The 13,292-nt window shown below is 51.4% G+C and carries 12 protein-coding genes and 2 pseudogenes; 4 read left to right on the top strand and 10 right to left on the bottom strand.

Going from position 1 to position 13,292, the window contains the following annotated elements:
* Positions 1-94: 94 nt before the first annotated feature.
* Both O3W44_RS00765 and O3W44_RS00760 read left to right on the top strand, forming a co-directional pair.
* Positions 95-1,674, top strand: a pseudogene (locus O3W44_RS00765) (arylsulfatase).
* Positions 1,675-1,728: 54 nt separating this feature from the next.
* A complete protein-coding gene (locus tag O3W44_RS00760) occupies positions 1,729-3,021 on the top strand; it encodes an anaerobic sulfatase maturase (RefSeq protein ID WP_269291600.1) in 1,293 nt (430 codons plus the stop codon).
* A gap of 144 nt (positions 3,022-3,165) precedes the next feature.
* Here the strand turns inward: O3W44_RS00760 and O3W44_RS00755 are convergent, their stop codons facing one another.
* Together O3W44_RS00755 and O3W44_RS00750 are read right to left on the bottom strand one after the other, a co-directional pair.
* Positions 3,166-3,585: a translesion error-prone DNA polymerase V autoproteolytic subunit gene (locus tag O3W44_RS00755; protein WP_269291599.1), complete on the bottom strand. Its 420-nt coding sequence runs from the start codon at positions 3,583-3,585 to the stop codon at positions 3,166-3,168.
* Between the two features lie 471 nt (positions 3,586-4,056).
* Positions 4,057-4,917: a DMT family transporter gene (locus tag O3W44_RS00750; protein ID WP_269291598.1), complete on the bottom strand. Its 861-nt coding sequence runs from the start codon at positions 4,915-4,917 to the stop codon at positions 4,057-4,059.
* Positions 4,918-4,993: 76 nt separating this feature from the next.
* Between O3W44_RS00750 and O3W44_RS00745 the strand changes: the two genes are divergently transcribed.
* The gene (locus tag O3W44_RS00745; RefSeq protein ID WP_269291597.1) at positions 4,994-5,197 is read left to right on the top strand and encodes a hypothetical protein; all 204 of its coding nucleotides are present in this window, start codon (positions 4,994-4,996) and stop codon (positions 5,195-5,197) included.
* Between the two features lie 336 nt (positions 5,198-5,533).
* Here the strand turns inward: O3W44_RS00745 and O3W44_RS00740 are convergent, their stop codons facing one another.
* From O3W44_RS00740 to O3W44_RS00705, 8 genes are all read right to left on the bottom strand, one after another.
* Complete coding sequence (locus O3W44_RS00740) at positions 5,534-5,788, bottom strand: biofilm/acid-resistance regulator YmgB/AriR (protein ID WP_269291596.1); 255 nt, start codon at positions 5,786-5,788, stop codon at positions 5,534-5,536.
* A gap of 144 nt (positions 5,789-5,932) precedes the next feature.
* On the bottom strand, positions 5,933-6,205 hold the full coding sequence (locus O3W44_RS00735; RefSeq protein WP_269291595.1) for a hypothetical protein: 273 nt from the start codon (positions 6,203-6,205) through the stop codon (positions 5,933-5,935).
* 221 nt (positions 6,206-6,426) lie between these two features.
* Positions 6,427-6,672, bottom strand: coding sequence for a regulatory protein YcgZ (gene ycgZ / locus O3W44_RS00730; RefSeq protein WP_269291594.1), 246 nt, complete (start codon positions 6,670-6,672; stop codon positions 6,427-6,429).
* A gap of 298 nt (positions 6,673-6,970) precedes the next feature.
* The gene (locus O3W44_RS00725) at positions 6,971-7,948 is read right to left on the bottom strand and encodes a LacI family DNA-binding transcriptional regulator (protein ID WP_269291593.1); all 978 of its coding nucleotides are present in this window, start codon (positions 7,946-7,948) and stop codon (positions 6,971-6,973) included.
* 98 nt (positions 7,949-8,046) lie between these two features.
* Complete coding sequence (locus tag O3W44_RS00720; protein ID WP_269291592.1) at positions 8,047-9,192, bottom strand: Gfo/Idh/MocA family protein; 1,146 nt, start codon at positions 9,190-9,192, stop codon at positions 8,047-8,049.
* 1 nt (position 9,193) lies between these two features.
* Positions 9,194-10,258 carry a sugar phosphate isomerase/epimerase family protein gene (locus O3W44_RS00715; RefSeq protein WP_269291591.1) on the bottom strand — a complete coding sequence of 355 codons (1,065 nt, stop codon included), beginning with the start codon at positions 10,256-10,258 and terminating at the stop codon, positions 9,194-9,196.
* 25 nt (positions 10,259-10,283) lie between these two features.
* Complete coding sequence (locus O3W44_RS00710) at positions 10,284-11,513, bottom strand: MFS transporter (RefSeq protein ID WP_269291590.1); 1,230 nt, start codon at positions 11,511-11,513, stop codon at positions 10,284-10,286.
* A 187-nt stretch (positions 11,514-11,700) separates the two neighbouring features.
* Positions 11,701-12,594, bottom strand: coding sequence for a LysR family transcriptional regulator (locus O3W44_RS00705; RefSeq protein ID WP_269291726.1), 894 nt, complete (start codon positions 12,592-12,594; stop codon positions 11,701-11,703).
* Positions 12,595-12,896: 302 nt separating this feature from the next.
* Here O3W44_RS00705 and O3W44_RS00700 point away from each other — a divergent pair.
* A pseudogene (locus tag O3W44_RS00700) lies at positions 12,897-13,291 on the top strand ((R)-mandelonitrile lyase).
* Position 13,292: the final 1 nt, after the last annotated feature.

Raw genomic sequence — 13,292 nt, 5'->3', positions numbered from 1 at the left:
AGGAGACATCGCCGCAGCATTTATTAATGAATTTAACGGGGCGGATAAGCCACACGCCAGCCCCCACAGGAGTCCACTCAAACGGAGCACAAAAATGTCACACATGCCTTTTTGCAAAACGCTGCTCGCCACAGTGCTGTCTGCCGCCTGCTGCGTCACCAGCGTACACGCAGCACCCGCTACCACCCCAAAAGCACCGGAGCAGAACAACAGCAAACCCAACATTGTGGTGATCTTCGGCGATGATATCGGTTACTGGAATCTCAGCACCTACAATCAGGGGATGATGGGTTATAAAACCCCGAATATCGACAGCATCGCCGCTGAAGGGGCCAAATTCACCTCCTATTACGCCGAACAGAGCTCCACCGCCGGGCGCTCAGCTTTTATCACCGGTCAGATGCCGTTCCGTACCGGTCTGAGTAAAGTCGGTATGCCTGGCGCACCGCAGGGTATTCAGAAAAAGATCCTACTCTTGCCAGCATCCTTAAGCAGCTGGGCTATGCCACCGGGCAGTTTGGTAAAAATCACCTCGGCGATCGCGATGAGTTTCTGCCTACCGCACACGGGTTTGATGAGTTTATGGGCAACCTCTATCACCTTAATGCCGAAGAGGAGCCGGAAAATTCTGACTACCCTGCAGATCCGGCTTTCCGCAAACAGTTTGGCCCGCGCGGCGTACTGAAATCCACGGCCGACGGCAAAACGGAGGATACCGGACCGCTTAACATCAGGCGCATGAGTACGGTGGATGAAGAGACGCTGGCGGCAAATAACGATTTCATGGCGCGTCAGGTTAAAGCCGGCAAGCCTTTCTTTACCTGGTATAACACCACGCGCATGCACAACAAAACCCATCTTAAGCCAGGAAGTGTCGGGGTTACCGGACTGGGTGATTACGCCGACGGCATGGTTGAGCATGACAAAATTGTGGGTGATGTGCTGAAGAAGATCAAAGACCTCGGCATTGAAGACAATACAATCGTGCTTTACACCACCGATAACGGCCCAATGACGGCCACCTGGCCTGACGCCGCTGTGACGCTGTTCCGCGGTGAAAAGAATACCGGCTGGGAGGGCGGTTTCCGCGTACCGGCGATGATCAAATGGCCGGGACACATCAAACCCGGAACCCTGATTAACGATATTTTTGCCAGCAACGACTGGTTCCCGACGCTGGTTGCCGCAGCAGGCGTGCCCGACATCAAACAGCAGCTGCTGAAAGGCTACAAAACCAGCGCCATGACCTACAGGGTGCATCTGGATGGTTATAACCAGCTCGGCTTCCTTACCGGTAAAACCCAGGAGAACCCGCGCAAAGAGTTTTTCTACTGGAGCGATGACGGCGATCTGCTGGCGATGCGCTACGGCCGCTGGAAGGCGCACTTTATGATTCAGGAACACTCGGGCATTGATGTCTGGCGTTATCCTTTTACCAAACTCCGTGTGCCACTGATTTTTGATCTTAAAATTGATCCGCTGGAAAAAGGCGATACCGGAATGGATTACAACATGTGGGCGTATGAGCGTTCATATCTGCTGGCCGGCGCGCAAAAATATGCAGCGGAAATGACGGAGAGTTTTAAAGCATTCCCGCCACGCCAGAAACCCGGCTCCTTTACCGTATCAGATGTTCAGGCACTAATCAGCGAAGGAAGCCCGGCCACTAACTGATATGTTCACCACCCGACCGGGTGAAATCCCTCACCCGGTATTCAGGAGACGTTCATGAAGTACAGCACCACGCTGCCGGTTAAGCCGCTGCCCACGGCTGAAAAATACAGCGGCAAAGGCCCTGCCTATCAGCGCCGCTTTCACGTCATGGCGAAGCCCACCGGGTCGCGCTGCAACATCGACTGTCAGTACTGTTTTTACCTGCACAAAGAGCAGCTGTTACAGCAGGACCGCCATAGCGTTATGAGCGATGAGGTGCTGGAAGCCTTTATCCGGCAGTACATCCACAGTCAGGACGGCGACCGGGTAGTGTTCTCCTGGCAGGGCGGCGAGCCGACGCTGGCGGGCCTGGCGTACTTCGAAAAAATTGTGGCGTTGCAAAAGCGATACCAGAAGCCCGGACAGCGCATCGAAAATGACCTGCAGACCAACGGCATCTTGATCAATGACCGCTGGGCGCGCTTTTTGCGCCAGCACAATTTTCTGGTCGGCATATCCGTTGACGGCCCGGCTGAGCTGCATGACCGTTACCGCGTCACGCGCGGCGGCAAGCCCACCTCGGAGAAGGTGATAGCGGGCGTTGCGGCGCTGAAGCGCCATCAGGTGCCCTTTAACGCGCTGGTCACCATCAACCGCACTAACGCCCGCTTTCCGCTGGAGGTTTACCGTTTCCTGACGCAGGCATTAGGCGCCACCTACATTCAGTTCAACCCCTGCGTGGAGCCAGTGGATTTTAAACAGACCGCGCCGCAGTTCTGGCGTGACGACAGCATACCGGTCACCGGCTCCCGCCGCGCAAAACCCGGCCACATCGATTCCGTGGTCACCGACTGGTCAGTCGATCCCGACGACTGGGGCCACTTCCTGATTGCGGTGTTTGAAGAGTGGGTCAACCACGATCTCGGGCGCGTGCAGGTTAACCTGTTTGAAACCGCCGTCGCCCAGACGATGGAAATGCCCGCGCAGATTTGCATCACCTCTGAATTCTGCGGCAAAGGCCTGGCGATAGAGAAAAACGGCGACATTTTTTCCTGCGATCACTACGTCTATCCCGAATATCAGCTGGGCAACGTTCAGACCACCCCGCTGGCGCATATGGCATTTTCAGAGCGGCAAAAGGCCTTTGGTCTCGGCAAGCGCGACACCCTGCCGGGGGCCTGTAAACGCTGCCCTTACCTGACGCTCTGTTACGGCGAATGCCCGAAAAACCGCATCGTGCGCAGCGAAGCGGGCGAGCCGGGCCTGAACTACCTCTGCCCCGGCATCAAAGCCTTTTTCAGCTATGCCCGGCCAATCCTGGCCGGTATCGCCACGCTACTTACACGCCAGCCAGTTAAGCCCGAATAACAGAAGAAACAGCGGGCGCAGAAAGTCCTCTGGCTGTTTATGCGGGGCTGTCTGGGCCGCTATTTCTCAACAGGGAGAACGATATGTAGAGGCTGCAGTTCAGAGCAATATCCTGAAGCAGCACTTTCGGCCTGCTGATTTTACTTAATGTGTAGCTTTAATCACAAAGGTCACTACGCCGAATATCTCAAGTCCTTCTTCACTGCGGATGTTAATAGGTGAATAAGCACTGTTCATTGGAATGAGCTGAATAAAGGGGCGTAACTGGAGTCGTTTTACAGTAAATTCACCATCCACCGCGGCGACGACAATATTGCCGTGTTCAGCCTTTAACGCGCTGTCTACCACCAGCATATCGCCATCACTGATCCCGGCGTCAATCATCGAGTCGCCACTTACCCGGACAAAATAGGTCGCGCTTGGGCGATGTACCAGTAATTCATTGAGATCGAGCCGCTGCTCTACATAATCCTGGGCCGGTGATGGAAAGCCGCAGGACACACGCTCAATATAAAGTGGCAACTGCATAACGGCACGGATTTCCGCAGGTTTGATGAACTCCATAAAATTTTCCCCCTCAAATCAAATAACTGTATATATTTACAGTAATAGGGAACAATAGAATCAATCAAGTTAAGGATGGGGCTTTTTTGTAAAGGGGTTGATGGAAAAAGGAATTTAATTTTTGGCCCCGACCAGTGGAGAAGAGAACATGATTATTTACGCAGCAATATGCCTGAATTTTCAGCAAAAAATATCGCGTTCTGCCAACAGACCAGAGCCAGTTTATGGGGCTGATAAGAGGTTAACTGTCACGTTAAAGCGGGGCTGAAGTCATAAGAGCAAGGCATGAATGCTGTGGCGGTGCACCATCTGCCAGCCGATCTTAAACGCGCTTGTTTGGTCAGGGCATACACGCTGCTTCTCTGCCAGATAGCGGCCTGATGCTGCTGTCGTGGTTTTTACCAGAAGCGCCGCTGAGAACCTCGCATCACCCTGCTTCGGCGTAGCCAGTGATGCGTTTTATCGGGCAAGTCAACGCCTTTCAGTACGCTGTCGATCTGCCCGGATAACCAGCGCGATACCCACAAGAATAGTCACTGTTGCCAGCAACATACGGCTGTCCGGACTCTCTCCGATGAGTATTACGCCGCCCGCCAGCGCAATACAGGGCACAAGGAGTTGCAGCGTGCTGGCCGTTGCGGCAGAAAAGTACGGCAGCAAGGCGTACCAAAGAACGTAAGCCGCACCTGATGTTAATCCACCCGACAATAGCGCCAGCAAAATGCCGGTTGCATCTGCCTCAATGGAATGGCGCATCAGTAAAGCAATGATCAGTACCACCGGCACGCAAAGAATAAAATTACCCGCCGTGGCGGCGCTGGGATCGTGAGCCTGCCTGCCACGTAGTGAGTAAGCGGCCCAGGCCAGTCCAGAGAGTATCATCAGCAGAGCGGGAAGCAGTGGCGGGCTTTTCGCCCCCGGCAGCAGAAGCAGGCAAAACCCTGCCAGCGCCGTTAACATGCCCGCCGCTTTGCGCATTGTCATGCGTTCACCGCGCCATTGTCCCCAAACGGTCATTGCGATCTGAACCGAGCCAAACAGCAACAGCGCGCCAGTTGCTGCTTCCATAAAAACGTAGGCGGCTGAAAACGCAAAGACATACACCATCAAACAACCGGCGCTGATGCTGTTCCATTCAATATTGCGAACACCGCGTTTAACCTGCATATAGATCAAAAGAACCAGCGCACCACTGATTAATCGCAGGCTACTGAATGAGATGGGATCGATATGCAGATCCTTGAGCGCCATGCGACACAGCAGTGAATTAGCGGCAAAAGCGGAGAGCGTCACGATAGCTAACAGCAATATTTTCAAACCCATTCCTTTCATTTGCCCACCTGCCCCGTTTTTGTTTTTCGCCTGCCCGGTTGTTAAGCTGTAAATACATACACCTGTTGGGGATTGTATGAATAACGATGAAGACAATATTTCTGTAGATATACGCGCCATCGTCGGCGCAGCGGTTTCCGAACGCCTCAAAACGGGCCAGCCTGTCTATTTTCATGAGATCACCGAGGCGCTTTTCCGGATGGGAGAAGAGAGCCGGGATTCAAAAATAAAGGAGAGTTGCAAACAGGCTATCCGTTTTCTTGCTGGTAAAATGCACTGATTCTGGCAAGACGCGCTTAAGACAATGCCGGAAATTAATCAATAATACCTCTGGCGGCGCGCCTGAGGCGATTATCTGCCAGGCTGTTTCAGGTATCAACGTTCAGGCAAAAGGGGAAATAAACGTGAAGTTATCTATAACGTTAGCGATACTTGCGGCGCTGTCCTGTTCAGTCATGGCATCACAAGGTGGATTTGAAACAGTACACAAACAGGACAAGGCGCAACGTTCTGTAACATTCCAGGGCACTGAACCGGTCCGCAGTTTAAAATGAACAGAGGCTTTAGCGTGCGCACCCTGCGTTATTGAATCATCCAGTAACGCAGGGAAACGTTATCAGACACCGGCGTCGTCAGGCGTACGGCCAACCACGATTTCCAGTGTTTTACGCAACATATCCTGTTTCAGGATATCAGAGGTCGTTTCCAGCTCTGCGATGAGATACAGGATAATCGCTTTGTTAGTGACATGACCCTGGTCGGCCACGATATTTTTAATTACGGCGCCGAGCAATTCACTTTCTGACGCAAGTGCGTCGCCAGCATTGCGAAAATAGTCAATGATTGCTGAATTTGAAGTGCTTTGTTGCATGGTCTTATTTCTCTGAAGAAAATTGAGCTAACGTGTTCTGGTGTAAACAGAAAGGAGTGTAGACCATGTTTGCCTTGTGCCTGGAATTATAAGCAAACATTTATTTGCTTCTTCTTATCACGTCTTATCTTTCTGGCATTTGCACTACTCACTGGCATGTTTAGTGTTTTTTCGACCCTGCCGGGGGCCTTCGCTGTTAAACCGATGCGTGACATTATTCCGATCGGGTAAATCAAGTTTGCTTCGGTTGCTCGCCGCCGCCATGCCTTTACGCACTTCTGTTATCGCGCTTTTAATGGTACGCCGTATTTTGGCGTCTTCTGCAGCCGCCACCATCGTTTCAAGCTGTTCAATTAACGCCGTGCTCGAAACAGGTTTTTCTGATTTTAGTAATATCAATACGGCTTCGCCGATCATTACGTCCGTCAGCTTTTCATCATCACTTCTGTACATACTGGCTTCTCTGATTACGATTTTATGACCGTTTTTCGGGCCTGAATAAGAAAACAGGTACCATGCGCCCGACACCTGTGAATCTTAAGGAGTTAAACGGCCCGCGGTCTTCCGGATAAAGTCCGATCAGAAATTTACTCAAAACAAGCTAAACCGGCTCAGGCCTGGGCTTAACTTTAGGATCTTTAACCTTCCCGTCCAAATAGCAGGCTAATAAGTTCCTGATAATGGCTCTCTTCCTTAACGCAGGTTGCACGTTCAAGACGATACAGCAGCTTGCTGCATATCGCTTTACGGCTAAGATTGTTGCCTGCGTGAAGAATTTCGACGACTATTTGTCCCAGCGTTTCCTGCTGCGAAGGTTCGCTGGCCTGATTAAAGTAACGGGAAATGTCGCTGATAGTGTCTGATGAATGTCCGTTCTGGCGCATATTAAAAATCCTCAAGTGGTTAAAGATGTATCTTAGCTTTTGAGCAGAAGTTATACATGTTTAAAAAACTTGTACAGGATTTTGGTTTTTTGCTAAAAATATTTTTGTGCAAAAAGTGCTAATTATTACTAAACAGTAAGTTAAAAATTTATTCACCTTAGATGGGGCGCTTTTCAGCCTGAAACATCCGTCAGTATCCGCACCGTTCGATTACCGTGTCAGCCAACACATTTCCGGCATCCGGAAAATAATAAACAGCGTTTGCCAGTAAGATTGCCCGAAACAGACAATAAATTCGTTACGCGCTTTCGCGGACAATCAGATGCCAGTCCATCATCACGCGTTTTGCCGGAGATTGCGGGTTAACAATCTTTTGCAGAAGTAGCTCAAACGCTTTGCGCCCTATATCCCGTGAAGGTTGAGCAATGGTGGTTAACGGCGGTGAAACCATCTCAGCTAATTCTGTGCCATCAAAACCCGCCACAGCAATATCCTGCGGTATGCGCAAGCCAGCCTGTTCAATGGCCGACATCGCGCCCGCAGCCAGCGTATCTGACACCGCAAACACGGCATCGGGTTGCTCTGCCGCCAGTAGCGTTTCCATCGCGCGTTTACCGGCGCTGAAACTCAGTTCGCTGGCATAGGCAATGGCTTGCCAGTGCAAATGGTGGCGTTCCAGCTCGTGCTGATAGCCCTGTAAACGCAGCTGGGCATATTTATAACTGAGGTCGTGGTTAATCAGCGCGATGCGCTTGCGGGTATTGCCGATGAGGTGGCGCACCATCTGTTGCGAAGCCTCAATGTCACTGATCCCAACACAGGAAATGTCACCTGCATCAGCATATTCCGCACACTGAACCCAGGGCGTCGCACCAATCAGATGCGCTAATTCCGGCAGTTTGCTGAAGGCATCCATGGTGATAATGCCATCGACAATTTTACCTGCCAGCAATTGCAGGCTGGAGCGTGAGCGTTCAATATCAGAGCCAGAATTACACAGTAAAATGCGGTAGCCATTTCGTTCAGCCTGCGCCTCTATGCCTTTTACCACTTCAGCACAAAATGGATTGGAAATGTCCGATACCATCACCAAAATCATTGAGCTACGTGCGGTACGTAACTGGCGCGCTAATAGATTAGGTTGGTAGTTACTTTCTTTAATAGCCTGCAAAACCCTGGCACGGTTTGCTTCCTTCACGGTATCGCTGTTATTGAGCACCCGGGAAACCGTGGCTACCGAGACCCCCGCCAGTTGGGCAATTTTTTGAATCGACATGAAGCATCATTTCCCGCAATGAAACTGATGGCATGCAGGCTATCATAAAATCCCGATAAGCAATAAGTTAGCCCGGCTCAGCCCACGTAACATAGCGATCATACCCTGACCCAGCACTGCTGTTGGTGGCTTTTTAGCATCGCTTCAACAATCGACATGACCTGAGCACCTTCATAAAAGGTCGCGAAGCTCGCCTTATCGCGTTCAGGCGGTTTTCCCTGAGCCACCGCAATGTAAAATTGCTGCATCATATTGCGGAATGCATCGGGCCAGCCTTCAATATGGCCGCCAGGAAAACGGGCACGATCTGCTACGTCAGCATTCATTAATATGGGATCGTCCGACAGGATAGCGTTGGCCTGGCGACGATAGCCTGCCCACAGCTGTTGCGGCGTCTCCTGATCCCAGGCAACTGATGCCGCGCTGCCGCTGATTTCAAAAAACAGCCGGTTTTTTCGTCCGGCGGCAACCTGCGATACGCTGAAGCTGCCTTTGCTTCCATCGTCAAAGCGGCACAGCACACTACCCATATCCTCAGTGGTGACATCTTTATCTTCATAGCGCACACCTTCCTGCACCGCGCTAAAAGTCGATGAGCCGGTAACGCTGGCTCGACGTGTTGGCCAGACAATTGAGAGATCGGCCATCACTTCCACGATTTTTCTGCCGGTAACAAACTGGATAGTGTCGCACCAGTGCGAGCCAATATCGGCCATTGCGCGTGATGCCCCGCCCCTGTTTGCCTCGACGCGCCAGTTGTAATCCGTCTCTTCCAGCATCCAGTCTTGCAAGTAGCTGCCCTGAACAGAAAAGATGCGCCCCACTTCACCTTGCCGCAGCATGCTTGCCGCCTGTTGCACCATCGCGAACTGGCGATAAACAAAGCTGACGCCGTGCACCACGCCAGTCCGCTCTGCCAGCGCCACCAGTTCATCCGCTTCCGCCATCGTCATACACAGCGGTTTTTCTGAGAACAGATGTTTACCCGCCAGCAAAACCTGGCGGTTGATTTCAGCGTGTAGATGGTTAGGGGTACAGTTATGCACGACATCCAGCTCCTCATGCTGCAAAAAGGACGCCACATCACTGTAGGCGTGGGGAACCGATAATTGCTGCGCATGCGCGCGTGCGGACTGTGGTGAGGAATCACAAATCGCGACCACCGCCACATTCCCCAGGCGACGCAGTGCTTCAATATGTGCCGGACCAATAAAGCCGGTCCCGATAACACCAACGTTAATCATCTCAGGCTCCTTTATCCAGACCGAGCTGTGCACGTATGCTGGCGTGCTGATCGCCCTGCACGGCAAAATCATCAAAGGCCCGATCGGCTACCGGAATGATGTGACGCTGAATAAATTCTGCACCTTCCCGTGCGCCCGTATCGCCGTCTTTCAGGCAGCACTCCCATTCCAGTACCGCCCAGCCCGCATAGTCATATTGCGTTAATTTGCTGAAAATGCCTTTGAAATCAATTTGCCCGTCACCAGGTGAACGAAAGCGCCCTGCCCGATCAATCCATGACTGATAGCCCCCGTAAACGCCGCTGCGCCCGTCAGGCAGGTATTCGGCATCTTTGACATGAAACGCTTTTATGCGGCTGTGATAGATATCAATGAACTGTAGATAATCGATGTGCTGTAAATGTAAGTGACTGGGATCAAACAGGATGTTACAGCGCGGATGATTTTTCACCTGTGCCAGAAAACGTTCGAAGGTCACGCCATCGTGCAGATCTTCGCCTGGATGAATTTCGTAGCATACATCCACCCCGTGCCGATCAAACTCATCCAGCACCGGCCCCCAGCGGCGCCCCAGCTCAGCAAAAGCTTCGCTAAACAGTTGTGCGTTATGAGGCGGCCACGGATAAAAATAGGGCCAGGCCAGCGAACCTGAAAACGTGGCGTGCGCTTGTAGTCCCAGGTTTGCCGACGCGGCAGCCGCCTGCCTGACCTTATTGATTGCCCATTCGCTGCGGCGGACATTATTGCCACGCACTTCAGCGGGCGCAAAACCATCAAAAGCTACATCATGCGCCGGATGTACCGCAATCAGTTGCCCTTCCAGATGCGTCGAAAGCTCGCTTATCACCAGGCCATGCTGTGACAGCAAACCGGCAATGTCATCACAATAGGTCTGACTTGTTGCCGCCTGCTCCACATCGAAAATGTGCGGATGATTGCAAGGAATTTGCAGGGCTTTATATCCTAAAGCTGCCGCCCATTGCGCTAATCCTTCCAGCGAATGAAAGGGAGCCTGCTGACCAATAAATTGCGACAGAAAAATACCCGGTCCTTTTAACGTTTTCACATTACCCTCCCGTTAGTAAAACTTCTCAGTCTCGGTATTTGAAAGAGAAGAAGAAAACGACAGCGATGACCGCTGCTGCAACAGCAGGGATCCACCAAAAAAGTGCCCAGCTTTGAGCTGAAACCTGACCAGCAACCAGATTATTGTAAAGTGCGCCAGAAATTTGCGAACCAAGCAGCATGCCAATGCCGTAGGTAAACATCACCACCATACTTTGTGCCTGACCTTTCACCTTTTCTCCGGCGATGCGATCGGTATAGATAAAACCCACCACAAAGAAGAAGTCATAACAGACACCGTGCAGCAAAATGCCGAGATAGATCAGGGTGCGTGTTTCATCATTCATACCCATAGCAAACAGTGCATAACGTACGAACCAGGCAAACATGCCGATCAGCAGCATGTATTTCACACCCAGGCGGCGAAACAGCAGCGGGATCACCAGCATGAAAAAGATCTCGGACATCTGTCCGAAGGACATAATGGTGCTGACATTTTGTACCCCCGCATCCGCTAACCATGACGCGGTAAAGGCGTAATAAGTGCCAAGTGGAATGGAAATCAGCGTGGCGCAGAGTGAAAAGACAAAGAAATGGCGCGTTTTTAACAGGGCAAAGGCGTCGGCGCAAAACAGGTCGCGCACTTTGAAGGGCAGTTCTTTTGCCGGTGCGGGCGTATGGGGTAGCGTCAGGCTATAGATGGCCAGCGCAACAGAACAAATCGCCGCCACAGTGAAAATTGACACACTGGCCGACACACCGGTGACACCAATAAAAATACCCGCCACGATCCAGCCGATGGTGCCAAATACCCGAACTATCGGAAAACTTTTTTCACTGCTTGCCAGACTGTGAAAAGCGATATTGTTAGTTAATGCCAGCGTTGGCATGTAACACAACGTGTAGCCAAACAGTAATGCAATCAATAGCGTGCCGTTTTCAGCAATCATGGCTTGCGGTACAAACCAAAGGATAACCGCACCCGCCAGATGCATCACTGCCAGGACCTTTTGTGACGGGAAGAAGCGATCCACCAGCATACCCAGCACAAAAGGGGACAGGATCGAAGCGATAGGTCCCGCTGAAAACGCATCACCAATCAGCAAAGACATGTTGTGCTGCGTCATTACCAGCCCGAGCGTAACGGACCAGCTTCCCCAGATAAAAAACTGCATAAACATCATGAGCGACAGGCGCGGAACAAGCATTCGCTGCTGTACCGCTGTACTTTGAGAACCTTGCGTTGTGGACACCATAATGGACCTCGCGGGGTTAAAGTAATCGATTACATTCATCACGATCGGAAAGTAATCGATTACAAAATAAGGTTCTCACGAGTTGATCACATTTCATTCACACCAAATGAGAGCCGCGTCGCTGTTCTGTTATCAGGTCATGACGCAGGTAACCCGAACAGGCAAAACCGACCACTGCAATGTTCTTTTAGCCTTTGTATCTCACCGCTTCGATCAGTTTTGCGAACGCGGCAGTGTGTTGTTTACGGCTGGGATAATAGAGATAGTAACCCGCAAACGGATCGCACCAGTCAACCAGTACCTGCATTAACCTGCCTTGCTCAACCAGATCTGTTACGCAGTCTTCCGGCACATAAGCCACGCCCATGCCAGACAACGCCGCTTCAATGCGCGAGGCAAGATGATTAAAAATGAGTTGTCCTTCTACTTTGACGCGAATTTCTTTGCCTTGCTTATTAAATTCCCAGCTATAAACGCCGCCCCGCGTCGGCAAACGCATGTTGATACAGTTGTGGTTTTGCAACTCGTAAGGCGTTTCGGGCACGCCATAACGGGCGAAATAATCAGGCGTTGCGACCACGGTCATGCGCCAGTCCGGGCCGATGCGCACTGCAACCATATCCTTTTCAACCTGCTCACCAAGTCTGACACCAGCATCGAACCGGCCGCTAACAATGTCTGTCAGCGTATTATCAACCGACAGCTCAACATTGACCTCAGGCCAGGCCTGCAAAAAGGGTTTAAGCAGCGGCCAGAGCGTTGAGGAGAGTGCATGCTCGCCCGCTGTAATACGAATATTACCGGAGGTCTTGCCGGTATTCTCCGACAGGTTAATGAGTTCTTTCTCGATATCTGAAAACAGGGGCGCGATGTTTTCAATCAGACGTTCACCCGCGTCGGTGGGCGCAACACTGCGCGTGGTGCGGGTGAGCAATCGCGTCTTTAAACGCTCTTCTAACGCTCTGATTGCATGGCTCAACGCAGATTGTGAAACGCCCAGCTTTGCTGCTGCGCGAGTAAAGCTCCGCTCCTTTGCCACCATCACCAAATAGATCAGATCGCTGAAATTCTCTTTTAGCATCTTTTCACTCATTAATATCTACCGTTACAGGCTGCCAGCAGGCTGCACGCCAACGTCATGTCTTTAAAAATAGCGTTGTTATAACGGTCTTTTTCTAAAATAACTTCACCTTTTGACGGAATACGCCTGATTCGATCCTTCTGCGTGATGTCAGCGTGCGCGTCAGTCTCTGTGCTGTTTGTCTGAGTTAACAGACTTTTATTAATGAACGCTACTCATAGAACTATTCTGCTTTATTACGCTGATAATCATTAAACAGGTTTGCTAAGGTTTAACGCATTACACGCAAACAGGAGTAAAAAATGAAAATTATCACCAACGGTTCTCAGCCTTCACGTAAAGGCCCGGACGAGTATTTTACCGGTACGGTACGACTTGATGCGCCTTTTCAGGCTACCGGGCCTGCGCGTGTCGGGGGGCGACGGTGACGTTTGAGCCAGGCGCACGCACCGCATGGCATACGCATCCGCTTGGCCAGACCCTGATTGTTATTCACGGGCAGGGCTGGATTCAGTGTGAAGGCGAAGAAATCCGCGTAATTAATCAGGGCGACATCGTCTGGATCCCGGAAGAGGTTAAACACTGGCATGGCGCAACCCCGGATACCGCCATGACGCACATTGCCATTGCAGAATCGCTGAATGGCAGCCCGGTAGACTGGATGGAAAAAGTCAGCGACGAGCAATATCAAAAATAGT

This window comes from Pantoea sp. LMR881, from assembly GCF_027157825.1.
In the GTDB taxonomy this organism is placed as follows: Bacteria; Pseudomonadota; Gammaproteobacteria; order Enterobacterales; family Enterobacteriaceae; genus Pantoea; species Pantoea haifensis.
Note: the sequence above shows the minus strand (reverse complement) of the source record. Positions and strands in the feature narration are given on the sequence as shown.